This window comes from Kitasatospora sp. NPDC094019, assembly GCF_044764505.1.
Classification (GTDB): Bacteria; Actinomycetota; Actinomycetes; order Streptomycetales; family Streptomycetaceae; genus Kitasatospora.
Genome location: NZ_JBIWIF010000002.1, coordinates 461927 through 480133, shown reverse-complemented (window position 1 = coordinate 480133; position 18207 = coordinate 461927). Strand labels below are relative to the sequence as shown.

The following is an 18207-nucleotide window of genomic DNA, read 5'->3' as shown; positions in this document are numbered from 1 at the left end:
ACGAACGGCCGGCCGATCCACACCCGCTAGTCCGTGCGCAGCAGATAGTAGTACCGCCATCCCTCCGGCGCCGCCTTACCGCTCTGGGCGTCCAGGAACACGACCAGACCGTTGTCGTTGATCACGTTGAAGTAGTGGCCGCCCTCACCTGCGGTCAGCCGGGCCTGCGTGGGCCTACCCAGAACAATTCCCCTGGCGCCGTTCCCCCAGCTCCGGACATCGTTCACAACTCCGGAGAATCCACCCTTCTGCACGAATTCCCTGGTACTGCCCGCGAGTCGCTCGAGTTCCGGTTCGAAAATCCTTTGTGCCGCGCCGTCCACCGCAGCCGGGAGCCTCCCGGCGAGGAGTTGGTCGGCGGCGACGGCGACCGGCCCGCAGTTCTCGGTGCCACAGCTGGGATTTATCCGTTGCTTGAGACCCGGCGTCGTGGGGACCAGGTAGTCCCCGCCAAAACGGCTGGTTCGAACCTCGGCGTTCCACCAACGGCGGGAGGCGGGGGCGGCGCCGCTCCCCAGGCCGCCCGAACTGCGGCCGCTGCCCGCCGCCGTGGCGTCGGCGAGGATGGTGCCGGCGCGGCCGGCGGGGGCGCGGGCGGCGGTGGAGGCGGCCGCGTTGTCGCCGATGACGCCGGCGGCCCGGACGATGTTCTCGCTCAGTGACGGGGTCGCCTGTGCGGGGAGGGCCGAGGTGGGGACGGCGCGGTCGGCCGCCTGGGCGGTGCGGGCCACCGCGACGTCGACGCCCTCGTTCCTGGCCGCCTGGACGGCCCGGCCGGGCGGGGTGGCCAGCCAGCGCTGGTAGGCGGCCTCCTCGGCGGCCCGCTTGGCCTCCGCGGCGGCGGCATCGGCGGCCGCCTTCTTCGCCGCGAGCTCCTTGGCCTCGGCGGCAGCGACGCGGGCGGCCTTGATGGCCCCGGCCAAGGCGGCGAACGACTCTTCGGCACTCTCGGCGGCCGCACGGCCTCCCGCCCCGGCGCCCTTGGCGACGGCACGGCCCCCCGCCTCCTCGACACCCCTGGCGGCGGATCCGCGGATCTTCCCCGCCACCGTCTTGACGATCTTGCCGCCGACCTTGGCGAAGCCCCAGCCGACGGCCCCGGTCAGTGCGCCGCCCGCGGCAGCCCCGACGGCGCCCTCGGCGTCGCAGGCGCCCGTGCCGTAGAGGCAGTCCATGGCGTATTCGCTGAGTCCGGCCGCCGCTCCGCCGGCGCCGGCGAGGAGGAGCCCGCCGCCACCGGTGGCCCCGTAGATGGCACCGCTCACCGCGCCCTTGGCGGCGGACCAGCCGGCGTCGCCCCAGTTCCACTTCGCGCCGTCGGTGGTCGCGTAGTCGTAGGCGTAGGAGCCGACGCCGATGACCGCTCCGGCGATCGCTCCGACGATGGCGCTGCAGAGGATGGCGCAGTGCCCGCTGGGGTCGGTCTGGTCGAGCGGGTCCTGGGCCGCGTAGGCGTAGTGGTTGCCGAGGACCGACGGGGCCTGGTTCTGGTCGATGGTGTCGCGGCTGGTGAAGGCCCCGGTGGCGGGGTCGTACCAGCGCGCGGCCATGTTGGCGCGGCCGGTGGCCGGGTCCGTCCAGGCGCTCTGGTAGCCGCGGGCGGGGCGGGTCCCGGCGGTGCCGAGGACGGCGCCGAACGGGTCGTAGCCGACGGAGCCGGTGAGCGCGGTGCCGGTGGCGGTGAACCCGCCGACCACGTCGGTGTGCCGGTCGACCAGGGCCAGCGCGGTGCTGCCGCCCTGCTCCCAGGAGAACAGGCCGCCGGTGGCGTCGTGGTTGTAGAGGGCCGAGCCGTCTCCGGCGAGGACGTTGCCGGCGCCGCTGTAGCGGAAGGTGCGGGTGCCCGAGGCGGCGAGCCGGTCGAGGCCGTCGTAGCTGTAGCCGCTGGCGGCGTCGCTGATCAGGCGGTCGAAGGCGTCGTACGCCGAGTTGGTGGTGCCGGCCGCGGTGACGGCGGCGGTGCGGGTGCCGCGTGCGGAGTACCGGTACTCGGTGGTGCCGTCGGAGACGAGCCGGTTGCGGGCGTCGTAGACGGCGGTGGCGGGACCGGCCCGGACGCGGTTGCCGGAGGCGTCGTAGCCGTAGTCGGTCCTGGTGGAGCCGTTGTTCCAGCTGGTGAGGCGCCCGGCCAGGTCGTAGCCGTAGGTGTTGGTGGCGGCCGCGGCGGTGCCGGTGGTGGTCTTGCCGACGAGGTGGTCGGCGAGGTCGTAGCGGTACTCGACGGACGCCTCGGTGGCGCCGCCGGGTGCGGTCAGGGTGTCGGAGGCGACCCGGTGCAGGGCGTCGTAGCCGAAGGAGCGGACGGCGCCGCCGGTGCCGTAGCCGACGCTGGTGACCTGGTCCAGGCTGTTGTAGCCGTAGGTGGCGCGGACACCGGTGATCGCGTCGGTGATGCTCGCCGGGCGGTTCGCCCTGTCGTAGGTGAAGGCGGTGCTGCCCGCCGGGTCGGTGCGGGCGGTGAGCTGCCCCGCGGCGTCGTACCCGAAGGTGGCGTCGCCGGACGGGCCGGTGGTCGTGGTGAGCAGCCCCCGGTCGTCGTAGCCGAAGGTGTTGTCGCCGCCGACACCGGCGACCCGCAGCATGCGTCCGGCGAGGTCGTAGCCGTAGGTGTGGCTGGTGGTGGCGGCTTCCGCACCGCTGCCGGTCTCGGTGACGAGCCGGCCGAGTCCGTCGTAGGCGCGGGTACGGACCACTCCGCCGGGCTCGGCGAGCCGGAACGGCTGCAGGGCGGCGTCGTAGCTGATGGTGCGGGTGCGGTCGGCGGCGTTCGGGTAGGCGGCGGTGGCCGGTTCGACCATGGACTCCGGCAGGCCCCACGCGTTGTAGGTGGTCAGGAACGCGTTGCCGCGGCCATCGGTGAAGCGGGTCCGGTTCCCGGCCGCGTCGTAGCCGTAGCCGCTGGTGATCGACGTGCCGGCGGTGACGGGTTCGGTGAGCCCGGTCAGCCGGGAGGCGGCGTCGTACGTCCGGGTGGTGCGCACGCCGAGCGGGTCGGTCGTGGCGGTCGGGTTGCCGGCCCGGTCGTACTCGGCGGCGGTGGTACGCAGGATGGTGCCGGCGGGGTCGAGGTCGGCGGTGCCGGTCTGCCGCCCCGCGCCGTCGTAGCGGACGGTGCCGCCGCTGCCGTCGGGTGCGGTGACGCGCACGGCCCGGCCGGCCGCGTCGTAGGCGGTGGTGGTGCGCCTGCCGAGCGGGTCGGTGACCGCGACCGGCAGACCGGCCGCGTCGTAGCCGGTGGTGGTCGTGTTTCCGAGCGGGTCGGTGACGGTGACGGGGTTTCCGGCGTCGTCCCAGCCGGTGGTGCTGGTGTAGGCGGCCCGGGGCTTGCGCAGGACGGCCGTGGTGGTCACCTGGCGGCCGAGGTCGTCGTAGGTCGCGGTGGCGACGGCACCGGTCGGGTCGGTCGTGGAGAGGAGTTCGCCGAGCGGGTCGTAGGTGGACTTCCAGACGCCGGCCGGGGAGGCGGCGTCGGCCTTCGGGTCGGTGCGGGTGAGCAGGTTGTCGAGCTGGTCGTAGCTGTAGGTGGTGGTCCGGCCCGCTTCCACGACGGAGGCGACCTGCCCGGAGGCGGTGTAGGAGACGGCGGTCGAGTTGGTCAGCGGCGTGCTCGAACCGGGGGGCCGGTATCCGCTCACGGTACGGGAGTTGGGCCGCCCGTTGCTGTCGTAGTCGTAGGCGGTGAGGGTGCCGAGCTCGTCCCGGCCCAGCATCCGGTCGCCGTAGGTGTTGTAGGCGGCGGCGGTGGTGGGCCGGGTGGTGGCCGGGGCGCCGCCGTTCTCGACGGCGACCGGCGGCGCGGTGGTCAGGACGGGCCGGCCCGCCGCGTCGTAGGCGTAGTCGGTGGTGTAGGCGGCCGGGTCGGCGCCGGGCGCGTTGCCCCTCGGGTCGGTGCTGGCGGTGATCAGGCCGCGGCCGTCGCGGGTCCAGGTGGTGGTGAGGTCCTCGGTGCCGGTGTGCGCGGTGCTGGCGACGAGGCGGCCGGCGGTGTCGTACCGGCTGTCGACCGCGGTGAGCACGGTGCCGGCCCGGTCCTTCCGGACCGTCCTGGTGCGGTTGCCGTCGGCGTCGTACTCGGTGGCGGTGACCTGGTCGGTGGTGCCCCGGACGGTGGTGCTGACGACCCGGGCGTCGGCGTCGTAGCCGAGGGTGGTGGTGCCGGCGCCGCCGCCGGTGGTGACGGTGACAGGGTGTCCGGCGGCGTCGTAGTCGATCCGCTGGAGGTCGATGTCACGGGTGCTGCCGTCGGGGTTGTGGAATCCGACCGCGGTGGCCCGGGCCAGCAGGCCGTCGTCGTAGTACCGGTACTGCTGGGTGCGGCCCATGGCGTCGGCGGTGGCGGCGAGCCGGCCGGCCGGGTCGTAGGAGTAGGAGTTGATCCGCAGGTCCCGGGGCGTCTCCGGGTGGTCGGGGTCGCTGCCGGTGTAGCCCTTGAGGGTGAGGCTGACCGGCTGCCCGTTCTCGGACCGGGCGGTCTCCCAGGTGCGGCCCGCGGTGTCGGTGACGGAGGTCGGGCGGCCGAACGGGTCGTAGCCGTTGACGACGGTCTGCCGACCGTCCGGGTCGGTGGTGGTGGCGACCCGGCCCGCGCTGTCGTACGTGGTCGACCGGGTGCGCGAGGGGTCGGAGGTCTCGCCGCCGAGGTTGTCGCTCTCGACCGTGGACAGGACGTTGCCGTCGGCGTCGTAGCCGATCTGGCGGACGGGGTAGTGGACGAGGCCGTTCAGGGCGTAGGAGAGCGGCGGCGAGTCGGTGCGCACGACGCGGTTGCGGCTGTCGTAGGCGGTGGTGGTGGTCAGGCCGGCCGGTGGCCCGCCGGGCCAGGTGACGGTGCTGCCGGTCCGGCGGCCCAGGTTGTCGTAGGCGTACGTGGTGGTGGTGCCGCCCGGCTCGGTGACCTGGGCGAGGTCGGTGTTCCTGTAGTAGCGGTAGCTGGTGACGCCGCCGCCGGGGGCGGTGACGGAGGTCAGCCGGCCCGCCGGGACGGTGCCGCCGCCGTACGCCGTGACCGGGCCGGTCGAGTACTGCTGGGCGGTGTCGCGACCGCCCGGGAAACCCGGGGTGGGCGGGGTGAGGGTGTGCAGCAGGTTGCCGGCCGCGTCGTACTGGTAGGTCGTCTGGTACGTGGTGTCGGCCGGGCCGGAGGACCGGGCCTCCCGGAGCGAGATCGGCCGGTCGTTGCGCGGATCGGTCGGGTTGCGCGGATCGGTCCAGTAGTCGGTGTACGAGGTCTGGCAGGAGGTGGGCGTGCGGCAGGTGGTGCGGCTCAGCACGTTGCCGCGGCTGTCGTTGACGAGGGTGACGGAGTGTCCGGCCGGGTCGGTGGTCCGGTCCGGGTAGCCCCGCTCGTCGTAGTGGAAGGAGGTGACGCCGCCGAGCGCGTCGGTGCTGGAGGTGCGCCGGCCGCCGGCCGCCGGGTCGAAGCCGAAGCCGAGCGTCCGGCCGGCCGGGTCGGTGACGGTGGTCCTGAGCTGGACGCCCTGGTACTCGCCCATGACGATGCCCTGGGCGTCGTAGGTGCGCCGGAGCTCGTCGGCGCTCAGCGCCCGCGGGAAGACCGCCAGGTGGCCGAGGCCGCCCTGGAAGTGGCTGCGCACCTCGGTGCCGGCTCCGGGCCAGGAGGCCGGGAGGTAACCGGCGCCGGCCAGGGCCACCTTCTGGGTGGCGCGGTTCGGGGCGGGCGGGGCTCCGGTGTCCTGCTGACGGCCGTCGAGGTAGAGCCGGCCGCGGCCGGCGGCGGAATCCCAGCTGTAGGCCGCGGTGTGCCAGTCCTGCATGCCGGAGATCCGGTCGCTGGTCAGGATGTCGCCGGGGGTGCTGCCGAGGCCGCCGTGGAGCCGGCCGTCGGTGCCGACGTAGAGCAGCGGCTGGGCCTCGCCGGGGCCGGCGGCCTGGTAGGCGCCCAGCAGTCGGTCCGCCGTCCCGAGCAGCACGCCGGGCCGGTTCCCGGAGAACTGGATCTCCACGGTGAAGTCACCGGTGGTCGGGACGGTCTGTTCCGGCAGGGAGAGCAGCGAGGTCGCGCCGAAGTCCGCCACGGTGGGGCGGCCGGGCGCGTTGCCGGACATGCCCGGTTGGGGCAGACCCAGGGTGACGTTGGTGAAGGTGCCGTTCCGGTCGCCGTCGATTCCGTGGACGGCGGAGTGCGCGACCGTTCCGGAGGTCTCGCCCATCGTGTAGTAGGCGCTGGGCCGCGCCGCCAGTACCGCCTCGGTGTGGCTGACGCCCGCCGGGTGGAACGGCTCGGGCACCGAGGGCTTCCAGTGGCCGCCGTTGCTGTCGGTCAGGTCCGCGACCCGGTCCCGCCGCAGGTCGTAGCCGATGGTGGCGTAGTTCCGCCCGGACGGCAGGGTGATCGAGGAGAGCGCCGACCCGACCTGGCGGGCGCGGTAGTGATCGCCCACCTGCTCGGGGGTCAGGGCGTAGGAGTAGGAGGCGAACTCGTCGATGGAGCCGCCGAAGTAGCTGGTCCGGCGCTCGGGATCGAGGCCGGGGTAGCCGGCGACGGTGTTGCCGCCGCCGATGATTCCGATGTCCGAGGCGGGCAGCGGAACCACGGCCGCGCCCCGGCCGGCCGCCCACTGCCCGTCCAGGTAGAGCGCCTGGCCGTTGCCGGAGGCGGTGATCACGGCGTGGTGCCAGGCGCCGTCGGAGACCACCCGGCCGCCCGCGAGCGGCTGGTGGGTGATGTCCTGGAAGCCTCCGTACAGCCGGCCGTCGGTGCCGACGTAGAGCGCGGGCACGTCCGGCGAGGAGGGCGGGGTGGTGACGCCGCCGTCGAGGCGGCGGCTCTGGTAGGAGTACAGGATGCCGCCGCTGCCCGCGGCGGCCTTGAACCACAGCTCCACCGAGCCCTGGTTGTTCGCGCCGGTGGCCGCCCGGAAGTCGTACACCGCGGTGGCGTTGCCGTCGAACACGGCCGCGCCGTCGGGGGACCCGTAGAGCGCGCCGGGCCCGCCGGGCCGGGGCGCCGTGTAGTAGGGGCCGGAGCACGCGGCGCAATGGACCACCTCGTCGCGGGCCGTGGCGCCGGTGCTCCCGGCGGTGACCGGGTCGGCCAGGCGGAGGTAGGTGGTGGGGACGGCGTCCGTCACCAGCGACGAGTAGTGCGAGATGCCGGTGTAGTCGTACTTCGTGCAGTTGGTGCCCGCGTCGGGGGCGCACACCTTGACGAGCAGGTCGCCGAGGTAGTCGTAGGTCCAGGTCAGCGCGGACGAGGGGACACCCGTCGTGACGGGGTCGGTGGTGACCCGGGTGACGTGCTGGGCGGTGGAGCCGGTCGGCCTGCCCCAGGTGAAGCGCAGGGTACGCCCCGAGGCGTCGGAGGTGGCGCCGGTGAGCAGGCCGTCGACGGTGTAGGTGTACCGGACCGCGAGGCCGTTCGCGTCGGTGGTGGAGGCCAGCCGGGCCGCCGCGTCGAAGTGCAGGACGGTGCCGGTCTTGTCGGTGAGGTCGAGACCGGTGGTACCGACCGCGACGAGGGTCGCGAAGCGGCCGGCGGGCGGGGTGTAGGAGCCGTCGGCGTTGTACGCGAACCTGACCCGCTGCCCGTCCGGGAGGGTGATCAGCGCGTCGCCGTGCCCGTCGAAGGTGAGCCGGGTGTCGTAGGGGCTGCTCCAGCCGGTGCCGAACAGGCCGGAGGCGCGGGTGTCCAGGCTGTTGTAGACGCGGGTGACGTCGAGCGGCGGCCCGGCGGTGGGCACGGTCGCGTCGGTGGCCGAGGTGGTGTAGTCGCCGGTCAGCGGGTCGACCCCGGGCACGACCGGGTCGGTGGCGGATCCCAGGTGGGCCGCGACGCCGGGCTGCGGCACCCGCGGGGTCAGCCGGGCGACCGGTGAACTGACCATCTCGCGGCCGTCGTTGAGGTCGACCCACCAGGCGTAGGTCTGGTTCCAGACGAGGTCCCCGGGCCGGACCTGGAAGGTCCCGCCGGCCTGCGCCGGGTAGGTGACGACATTGCCGTTGTGCGCCAGGTGCAGGGTGTAGGTCAGCGCGGAGGGCCAGGAGTCGACGTCCCGTCCGGTGACGGTCAGCACCGGGGTGAGGGTCGCCGGGGAGAATCCGTCCGGCGGCGCCTGGGCGTCCACCACCGGGTCCAGATTGGTGACTTCGAGGGTGAAGCAGCCGCCCGGGGGAATGCCGGAGAGGTCGGAGAACCAGCCGCCGGAGCGGCTCACCATGTCCCAGCAGACCACGTAGGAGCGCGGTGGCAGCGCCCCGATCGCCCCGTTCAGGGTGATCTGCGTGTTCGGCGGGACGTCCACCGGCATCGAGGTGTACACCCGGCTGGTGACCGGCATCTCGGCCAGCGTCGCCGGGTCGTAGAGGCGGTAGGACAGCCGGTAGCCGCTGCCGGGCTGCCAGGTCTGCTCGCCGTGGTTGGTGACGGTGACGGCGATCTCGCCGGGCTGGCTGTTGGTCACCGGCGGGGAGACCGGGGCGCCGTCCACCGTCGCGTAGTAGGCCGCCTCGGCCGAGTAGTTGATCTGCAGGTAGGGCTTGTTGGCGGAGGCCGCGGAGGCGAACGACCGGAGCGCCCCGGCGGGGCCGCGCAGGGCGAGGCCGCAGTCGGACGGGGAGAGCCCGTGGGTGCAGTCGTCGAGCATCGCCACGCCGGCGGAGCCGATGCCGATCCAGCCCCAACCCTGTCCCGCGCCGAAGGTGGCAGAGCCGATCTCGGCGCCGGTGGTGACCCCGCCGACGCGGTTGACACCGGTCGGGGACCAGGGTGCGGTGATCGGGGTCACCGACACGGCTCCGGCGGCGCTGGCGTACGTCTGGAAGAGGTGGAGCGCGGCGCTCACCACGTAGTCGTTGGCGAGGGTCCCGCGGAGGCCCGCGAAGGAGAGATAGGACTCGAAGCGGTGCCCCGTGCCGTCGCCGCCGACCAGGAGCAGCGCGTTGCCCGCGTAGTTGGCACCGCTGAAGTCGTCGACGTAGGTGGAGGCGCTCGCCGGGTTCGGCGCGGTGACCGTGGTCGGGTCGACCACCACCGGGTAGACCCGGGCCGGGTCGTCCAGCCAGGCCCGGTCGGCCGTGACCGTGAGCGTGTACCGGCCGCCCTCCTCCCGCAGCCCGTAGCGGACGGCCGTGGAGGTGTTCGGCGCGCCGGGCGCGGAGTCGTGCATCAGCCCGCGCGGCACCCGCATCCGTTCGGCTCCGGCGGCGTCCCGGAGGACGACCTCGCCGTCCCCGGTCAGGGCGGGGGTCAGACCGGCGGTGCGGACCGGGAACGACCAGGTGTTGCCCGCCCGCGGGCCGGCCAGGACGAGTTCCTCCTTCACCCCCTCGGTCAGCGCGGTCACCGACAGGTCGGTGTCCGGCAGGATCGACGGGTAGACGGCGGTGGCGCCCGTGACGACCGGGGCCACGGACGCGGCGCCGGTCAGCGTGTAGCCGACGCCGAGGCCGCCGTCGAGGGTGAGCGTCTCCAGCTCGGCGCCGGTGCCCCGGTCGGCCAGGGAGAGGCCGAAGGCGCTGCCGCGCATGGTCCAGCGCGCGCCCTCGCGGGCCAGGGAGGTGTTGACGGCCTCCCAGGATCCGTCCGCCGTACGGCGGTTGACCGGCTCCTGGAACACCAGCCGGGAGCGGGTGCCGTCGCTGTTCTGGAAGGTGCGGGTGTTCTCGGTGCGCTCGGCCACGAGTTCGACGCTCGCGTCGTCGTCCCGCTCGTGCCCGGACCGGCCGGCACCGGAGGTCGGGGCGGCGATCTCCACCGGGCTCGCGGTACGGGGCGGGGCCGCCGGTGGGACGGTCTCGGCCCCGGCGGCGAACTGCGGGCGGTTGGACACCCGGGCCACGGGTGCGGGCGCGCCCGAGGCGGGCGGCTCCACCGACGGGGCGCCGTGCCCGGTGCCCGGTCCCCCGGCCCCGGCCCCGGTGGCCTCGGCCGTGGTCCGCGGCGGCAGATCGGTGGCGCTCCCGTAGCGTTGCACCGGTATGGTCGGGGCGGCCACCGGGCCGGTCCCGTCCGCCGGGTGCGCCGGCGCCGCGACCAGCAGCTCCGAGGAGAAGTTGACCACCAGTGCCAGCAGTACGGCGGTCGCCACCCGGCGCGTGCCTCTGATCCGTCTCCCGATTCGGCGCACCACGAATACCCCCTGTCCCCCGTGCCACTCAAGTGCGGCACCGCGAAGCGATCATGGGGGCGGGAACCCGGGCGTGTCAGCGCCTGCCGGGCGGGAAATTCGGCTCCGGGCACGGAGTTCATCCGGCGGTCATTCCGCGTGCGCTGCCGCTCCGCCCGGGTGGCACCGGCCGTTCGGCCACGACCCGGCCGAGACCGCCGAAGCGTGGCCGGAGCGGCGGGAGACGCCGCCGACGGAGCGGGCGGAGGGAGGGTCAGTCGAGGTCGGTGACCGCCAGGGCGTCGGCGATCAGTCGGGTGGCGAAGTCGTGGTCGTCGCCGGCGATCCGGTTGATGTGCTCGGCGAGGAGGACGGAGGTGGCCTCCAGCGGGTTCATCTCGGCGCCGGTCCAGTCGCCGTACTGGGCCCGCCAGAGGTTGGGGCTCAGACCGGTGCCGGCGGCGATGAGGAGGCCGGCCATGGTGGGGATGACCTCGGGGCGGAAGGTGTTGGGCATCATCCGCATCGTGGCCACCAGGGTGGGCACCACGTGCTCGACCACCTCCTTGTCGTGCCGTTCGCAGACCGCCCGCAGCCAGTCCATGTACATGTAGATGAGCGTGCACACGCCCTCCAGCAGGGCGTCCGCCTCCTCCGGGCCCAGGGAGGCGGCGAACTGGTCGACCATCCGCTGCTGTTCGGGGTCGGTTCCGGTCCTGCCGTCGTAGATGGCCTTGAGCCGCGAGTCGATCACCAGGAGCGCGGTGCTCACGTCACCGACGGGCGCGTTGGCGGGGTCGCAGGGCGATGACACAGGATTCCTCCTCGGGCGGACGCAGTGAGTAGCGTCGCATGTTCACAGGGTGGTGTGTCGAGGAAAAGCGGAATCCGGGCCCACCCGATGTCCGGTCAGCGGACGGTGACGGGCGGCCGGTCGACGGCCGGGCCGACGGTGTCGTCGCGCGCGACCACCGCGACGGCTCCGCCCAGTTCTGGATCTCCGTTCTGGATCTCCGACGAGCCGAACGGTCGGGGCGGGCCTGGGGCGGGATCGCCTGCTACGGCCCCACCACCATCGACGTCGCCTTCGACGGCTGGGCGAGGTGCTCACGGTCGTACCGTTCCGGTCCGCTCCCGGTTGGGCCGGGACGGCTCCTGGCACGGACCACCGACAGCCGGCGGCCGGTCAGTCCTCGATCTCCTCCCAGCCGCGCCGGGGCGGGGCGCCGGCGGGGAGCTTCGGGTCGCGGGAACGGTAGACGAGGTACGGGCGGAAGAGGTACTGCACGGGCGCGCTGAACATGTGCACCAGGCGGGTGAAGGGCAGCAGCGCGAACAGCAGCAGTCCGACCACCGCGTGCACCTTGAACGCGACCGGCACGTCCGCCATCCGGTACACGTCCGGGCTCAGGGTGAACAGGCTGCGGACCCACGGGGCGATCGTGGTGCGGTAGTCGTAGCCGGCGTCGAGCGAGGCGTGCGTCAGCTTGGCGACCAGGCCGAGCACGATCGCCGCGAGCAGCACCGCGTACATCAGCTTGTCGTTGCGGGTGGTCGCGCGCAGCACGGCCGGGTTGGTGCGCCGGCGGTAGAGCAGCACCAGGATCCCGGTGACGGCGAGCAGGCCGGCCGCGCAGCCGGCGAAGAGCGAGAGCAGGTTGTAGGCGTGCTCGTCCATGCCGACCGCGTCGGTCCAGGAGGCGGGCACGAACAGGCCCATCAGATGGCCGACCAGGACGAACAGGATGCCGTAGTGGAACACCGGCGAGGCGAGGTTCAGCAGCCGGGACTCGTAGATCTCCGAGGAGCGGGTGGTCCAGCCGAACCTGTCGTAGCGGTAGCGCCAGACGAGGCCGGAGACGAGGAGCGCGAGCGCGATGTACGGCAGCGCGCCCCAGAGGAAGGTGTCCATCGGCGGGTCTCCGGTCGGGGTTCGGAACGGTTCGGTCGGGACAGCTCCGTCAGGGCGAGTCGGTCAGCACCGGCAGCAGCCCCAGGTGCCCGTACGGCGTGAGCGCGTCCAGGCCGACCTCCTCCCGCGGCGGTCCGCTGCGGGCGAGGGCCAGGGCGGCGGCGCGGTCCTTCGGCGAGGGGCCGGGCAGGGTGGCGCAGACGGCGGCGAGCACGTCCGCGTACGGCGTGCCGTGCTCGGTGAGGGCGAGGCGCAGCAGTTCCAGCGCGGGCCGGTGCTCGCGCAGCAGGGTGTCGTCACCGGTGGCGGCGGTGAACTCCAGCACGGCGGGCAGGAAGTCGGGCAGGTCCTCGTCGCTGAACTCCAGGGCGTGGGCCCGGTAGACGGTCTTGAAGCGCAACAGCGCCTCGCCGCGCCGCCGGGTGTCGCCGTCGGTCCACCAGCTCAGGTGCAGGCTGTGCCGCTGCCGGAAGTCGAACACCTCGACGTAGTGGCGGGAGAGTTCGCCGGGCGGGAGTCCTCCGGCCCGGTCGAGGAAGGTCCGCAGCGGAGCGGCGGCGGCGTGCCGGACCGGGCCGAGCAGTGCGGCCAGCTGCGGCGGCATTGGATCGGGCCCCTCGGGGTAGCAGAGGCATTCGGCGGCGATCCGGCGCACCACCGCCCGTTCCCCGGCGGTCACCGGGCCTCCTCGTGCGGGGCGTCCCCCTGCGGGGCGTCCTCGCGCGAAGTGTCCGCGCCAGGCGGATCCTGCCGGTCGCCGGTCTGGCGGCGGCGCAGCGCGTGGAAGCTCTCGACCGTGATCAGCGGCAGCGAGCGGCGACCCGAGCCCTCGCCGAACGGCCCGTCGACGCCACCGGGTTCGCCGTCGACGTGGTCCACACTGCAGCCGGTGGGCACGGCGGCCTCCTCCAGCCGTTCGGCGTCGGCGCGAGCGGCGGTCGGGATGACGTAGCGGTCCTCGTACTTGGCGATCGCGAGCAGCCGGAAGAGGTCCTCGATCTGGCGGGCGTCGAGTCCGACGGCCTCGGCGGCGGCGGGGTCGGGGGTCCGGCCGAGGTTGACGGCGCGCATGTGGGCGCGCATCGCGGCCAGCCGGTCGAGGGCGGCGCGCACCGGCACCGGGTCCCCGGCGGTGAAGAGTTCGGCGAGGTACTCGACCGGGATCCGCAGGGCGTCGATCGCGCCGAAGAGGTTGCCGGCGTCCTCGCCGTCGTGGCCGCTGGCGGCGACCTCCTCGACCACCGGGGACAGTGGCGGGATGTACCAGACCATCGGCAGGGTGCGGTACTCGGGGTGGAGCGGCAGGGCCACCCGGTAGGTGCTGATGAGCGCGTGGACGGGCGAGCGGCGGGCGGCCTCGATCCAGTCGTGGGGGACGCCGTCGCGTTCGGCGGCCCGTCGCACCTCGGGGTCGTCGGGGTCCAGGAAGACGCCCAACTGGGCTTGGTAGAGCTGGTGTTCGTCCTCGACGGAGGCGGCGGCGGTGACCCGGTCGGCGTCGTAGAGGACGACGCCGAGGTAGCGCAGCCGCCCGACGCAGGTCTCGGAGCAGACGGTGGGCAGGCCGACCTCGGTGCGCGGGTAGCAGAAGGTGCACTTCTCGGCCTTGCCGGTGCGGTGGTTGAAGTAGATCTTCTTGTAGGGGCAGCCGGTGACGCACTGGCGCCAGCCCCGGCAGCCGTCCTGGTCGACCAGGACGATGCCGTCCTCGGCCCGCTTGTAGATCGCGCCGGACGGACAGGCCGCCACGCAGGCGGGGTTGAGGCAGTGCTCGCAGATCCGGGGCAGGTAGAACATGAAGCTCTGCTCGTACTCGAACCTGATCCGCCGCCCGACCTCCTCCCGCATCCGCTCCACGTTGGGGTCGGCGGGTCCGTGCTCGGGGGCGCCGCCGAGGTCGTCGTCCCAGTTGGGGGACCATTCGACGGCCATCGGCCGCCCGGTGACCATCGAGTGCGGCCGGGCGACGGGGTAGTCCTCGCCGAGCGGGGCATCGGTGAGGGCGCTGTAGTCGTACGTCCAGGGCTCGTAGTAGTCCTGGAGGGTGGGCAGCACCGGGTTGGCGAAGATGGTGGCGAGCTTGTACAGCCGCCCGCCCTGGCGGAGCTTCAGCCGTCCGTGCCGGTCCAGCCGCCAGCCGCCGCGCCACTTCTCCTGGTCCTCGTAGCGGCGCGGGTAGCCGAGCCCGGGGCGGGTCTCGACGTTGTTGAACCACACGTACTCGGTGCCCCGGCGGTTGGTCCAGGTCTGTTTGCAGGTCACCGAACAGGTGTGGCAACCGATGCACTTGTCCAGGTTCATCACCATGGCGAGCTGGGCCATCACGCGCATCAGTACCGCACCTCCTGGCTCCGTCGGCGGATCACCGTCACCTCGTCGCGCTGGTTCCCGGTCGGGCCGAGGTAGTTGAACGCCCAGGAGAGCTGGGCGTACCCGCCGATCAGATGGGTGGGCTTGAGCAGCACCCTGGTCAGCGAGTTGTGGATGCCGCCGCGCTTGCCGCCGGTCTCGGCCCGGGGGACGTTGACGGTGCGTTCCTGCGCGTGGTGCATGTACACCGTGCCGGCCGGCATCCGGTGCGAGACGACGGCGCGGGCGACGACGACGCCGTTGCGATTGACGGCCTCGATCCAGTCGTTGTCGGCGACGCCGATGGCGGCCGCGTCCTCCACGGACATCCAGATCACCTGTCCGCCCCGGGAGAGCGCGAGCATGAACAGGTTGTCCTGGTACTCGGAGTGGATGGACCACTTGTTGTGCGGAGTGAGGTAACGGACCGTCACCTCCTTGCGCCCGTCGGCCCCGAGGGCCGGTTCACCGAAGAGCCGGCGCAGGTCGAGCGGCGGCCGGTAGACCGGCAGGGCCTCGCCGAGTTCGTGCGTCCAGTCGTGGTCGAGGAAGAAGTGCTGGCGGCCGCTGAGCGTGTGCCAGGGCTTGAGGTGCTCGGTATTGACGGTGAACGGGCTGTAGCGGCGCCCGCCGGACTCGCTGCCGGACCACTCGGGCGAGGTGCTCACCGGGGCGGGGGCGGCCTGGGTGTCGGCGTAGGAGATCCGGCGGCCCTCGTTCTCGGCCGCGAGGTGGGCCAGCTCCCGCCCGGTGCGGCGTTCCAGGTCCCGGAAGCCCTGGGTGGCGAGCCGCCCGTTGGTGGTGCCGGACAGGGCGAGCACGGTGTCCGCGGCCTTGACGGCGGTGTCCAGCAGCGGGCGGCCGTCGGCCGGGCCGCCGCGCGCGACCCCGTTGCGGGCCTTGAGCTGCTCCACCTCCTCGTCCGGCCGCAGTACCACGCCCTTGACGGGCAGGCCGAGTTGCTCGACCAGCGGGCCGAGCGCGGCCATCTTCGCCGCCACGGCGGGATAGTCGCGTTCGACGACGGCCAGGTTGGGCAGGGTGACGCCGGGGACGGGCTCGCAGCCGCCGTCGCGCCAGTCCGCGTCGGTGCCGCCGGGCTGCGCCGTCTCGCCGGGGGTGTCGTGCTGGAACGGCGTGGCGACCAGGTCGTGCCGCACCCCGAGGTGCTCGGCGGCGAGTTCGGAGAACCGTCCGGCGATCGCGTGGAAGGCGTCGAAGTCGGTGCGGGCCTGCCAGGGCGGGTCGACGGCCGGGGCGAAGGAGTGCACGAAGGGGTGCATGTCGGTGGAGGACAGGTCGTGCTTCTCGTACCAGGTGGCGGCGGGCAGGACGACGTCGGACAGCAGGGTGGAGGAGGTCATCCGGAAGTCCAGCGAGAGCAGCAGGTCGAGCTTGCCCTCGGGTGCGCGATCGTGCCAGCGGACGTCGCGCGGGCGCACTTCGGGCCCGGCCTCGTGGGCGCGCAGCGAGGAGTGGGTGCCCAGCAGGTGCTTGCTGAAGTACTCGGCGCCCTTGGCGGAGGAGCCGAGCAGGTTGGCCCGCCAGAGGGTCATCACCCGGGGCCAGTTGGCGGGATCGTCCGGGTCCTCGCCGGCGAATCCCAGGCGTCCGGCGCGGAGTTCGCCGACCACGTGGTCCTTCGGGTCGCGGCCGAGGGCGCGGGCCTCGTCGGTCAGGTCGAGCGGGTTGCGGTCGAAGGTCGGGTAGGAGGGCATCCAGCCGACCCGGGCGGAGCGGGCCAGCAGGTCGACCGTGGCCAGGCCGCGGAACCGGCCGGTGCCGAGCGGGGAGGCCAGCACGTCGGCGGGGTAGGTGTCGTAGCGCCACTGGTCGGTGTGCAGGAAGAACCAGCCGGTGCCGATCATCTGCCGGGGCGGGCGGGACCAGTCGGTGGCCCCGGCGAGCGTGGCCCAGCCGGTGAACGGGCGGCACTTCTCCTGGCCGACGTAGTGCGCCCAGCCGCCACCGTTGCGGCCCTGGCAGCCGGTCAGGGTGAGCAGGGCGAGGAAGGAGCGGTAGATGGTCTCGGAGTGGAACCAGTGGTTGGTGCCGGCGCCCATCAGGATCATGCAGCGGCCGCCGGACTCCTCGGCGGTGCGGGCGAACTCCCGGGCCACCCGGACGGCCTGGGCGGCCGGGACCGAGGTGTGGCGTTCCTGCCAGGCGGGCGTGCCGGGGGTGTCGGCGTCCTGGTAGCCGTCGGGCCAGCGGCCGGGCAGGCCGGGACGGCCCACGCCGTACTGGGCGAGCAGCAGGTCGTAGACGGTGGTGACCAGCTCGCCGCCGTCGAGGCGCAGGGCCGGCACGCCGCGGTGGACGATGTCGCCGAGGCCCTGCCCGTGCTCGCCGCCGTCGGTGTCGAAGCGCGGCAGCATCACCTCGACCGGGGTGACCCCGGCCTCGCCGTGCAGGGTCAGCCGCGGGCGGACGTCTTCGAGGTCGAGGTTCCAGCGGCCCTCGCCGGAGGCGGTCCAGCGGAAGCCCAGCGAGCCGTTGGGCACGGCGGGGCGGCCGGTCGCCCCGTCGAGGACGGCGAGCTTCCAGTCGGCGCCCTCGCCCTCGTCGCCGAGGTCGCTCGCGCGCAGGAACTTGGCCGGGACGTACCCGCCGTCCCGTTCGGTGAGGGTGACCAGGAACGGCAGGTCGGTGAAGCGGCGGACGTAGTCGTCGAAGAACGGTGTCGTGCGGTCGACGAAGAACTCCCGCAGGATCACATGGCCCATCGCGAGGGCCAGCGCGCCGTCGGTGCCGGGGTGGGGGTGCATCCACTCGTCGGCGAACTTGGTGTTGTCCGCGTAGTCCGGGGAGACCGCCACCACCTTCTGGCCCCGGTAGCGGGCCTCGGCCATCCAGTGCGCGTCCGGCGTCCGGGTGACCGGGACGTTGGATCCCCACATCATCAGATAGGCGGCGTCCCACCAGTCCCCCGACTCGGGGACGTCGGTCTGGTCGCCGAACACCTGCGGGGAGGCGACCGGCAGGTCCGCGTACCAGTCGTAGAAGGAGAGCATCGGCGCGCCGATCAGCGCGTGGAAGCGGGCGCCGGCCGCGTGCGAGACCATCGACATGGCCGGGATCGGCGAGAATCCGGCGATCCGGTCCGGCCCGTACCGCTTCACGGTGTGCACGTGCGCGGCGGCGACGATCTCCACCGCCTCGTCCCAACTCGTCCGCACCAGGCCGCCCTTGCCCCGGGCCCGCTGGTAGGAGCGGCGACGCTCCGGGTCGTCCTGGACGTCCGCCCAGGCGAGCACCGGGTCCCCCAGCCGGGCGAGCGCCTCCCGGTACAGCTCCAGCAGCACCCCGCGCACGTACGGGTAGCGGACCCGGGTGGGCGAGTAGGTGTACCAGGAGAAGGCGGCGCCGCGCGGGCAGCCGCGCGGCTCGTACTCGGGGCGGTCGGGGCCGACGGACGGGTAGTCGGTGGCCTGGGTCTCCCAGGTGATGATGCCGTCCTTGACGAAGACCTTCCAGCGGCAGGAGCCGGTGCAGTTGACGCCGTGGGTGGAGTACACGACCTTGTCGTGACTCCAGCGGTCCCGGTAGAAGGCGTCGGACTCCCGCCCGCCGGTGAGCCGGACGCTGTGCAGGTCTGGCGCGGGCGTTCCCGGGCGGAAGAACCGGCCCGCCCTCAGGAACGCGGCTCCCGGCTCGCCCGGGGCCTGACCACCGGTGCCGCCGTCACCGCTGCCGCCATTGCCGCTGTCGGTGCTGCCGATACCGCCGGCGACGCTGGTCGGCTCCCGCACGTGGCACCCTCCCGTTCCGGGCCGGACTGTGTGCCCATCGAAACCGCGCGGCGGCGGCAGCGCACCCCGGAGTCCTCCCCCCGGGTGACCGGCCGCCCGGCGAGGGCCCGGTCCGGCGGGCCCGGCTGGC

The 18207-nt window shown here is 73.5% G+C and carries 6 protein-coding genes; all 6 read right to left on the bottom strand.

What is annotated here, in order from left to right; all coding sequences use genetic code 11:
- Nucleotides 1-26 precede the first annotated feature (26 nt).
- Nucleotides 27-10046 (bottom strand): LamG-like jellyroll fold domain-containing protein, encoded by a 10020-nt coding sequence (locus ACIQ9P_RS07140; RefSeq protein ID WP_402351012.1) that lies wholly within the window; start codon nt 10044-10046, stop codon nt 27-29.
- A 292-nt stretch (nt 10047-10338) separates the two neighbouring features.
- Entirely contained in the window at nt 10339-10878 is a 540-nt protein-coding gene (locus ACIQ9P_RS07135) for a hypothetical protein (RefSeq protein WP_402351009.1), read from the bottom strand.
- A gap of 372 nt (nt 10879-11250) precedes the next feature.
- Nucleotides 11251-11976 carry a respiratory nitrate reductase subunit gamma gene (narI, locus tag ACIQ9P_RS07130; protein ID WP_402351007.1) on the bottom strand — a complete coding sequence of 242 codons (726 nt, stop codon included), beginning with the start codon at nt 11974-11976 and terminating at the stop codon, nt 11251-11253.
- 49 nt (nt 11977-12025) lie between these two features.
- Entirely contained in the window at nt 12026-12655 is a 630-nt protein-coding gene (gene narJ / locus ACIQ9P_RS07125; protein ID WP_402351004.1) for a nitrate reductase molybdenum cofactor assembly chaperone, read from the bottom strand.
- On the bottom strand, nt 12652-14307 hold the full coding sequence (narH, locus tag ACIQ9P_RS07120) for a nitrate reductase subunit beta (RefSeq protein ID WP_402351001.1): 1656 nt from the start codon (nt 14305-14307) through the stop codon (nt 12652-12654). The genes narJ and narH overlap by 4 nt, the downstream gene beginning before the upstream one ends.
- Nucleotides 14307-18047 carry a nitrate reductase subunit alpha gene (locus tag ACIQ9P_RS07115; protein WP_402351484.1) on the bottom strand — a complete coding sequence of 1247 codons (3741 nt, stop codon included), beginning with the start codon at nt 18045-18047 and terminating at the stop codon, nt 14307-14309. Before ACIQ9P_RS07115 ends, narH begins: the two co-directional genes overlap by 1 nt.
- Nucleotides 18048-18207: the final 160 nt, after the last annotated feature.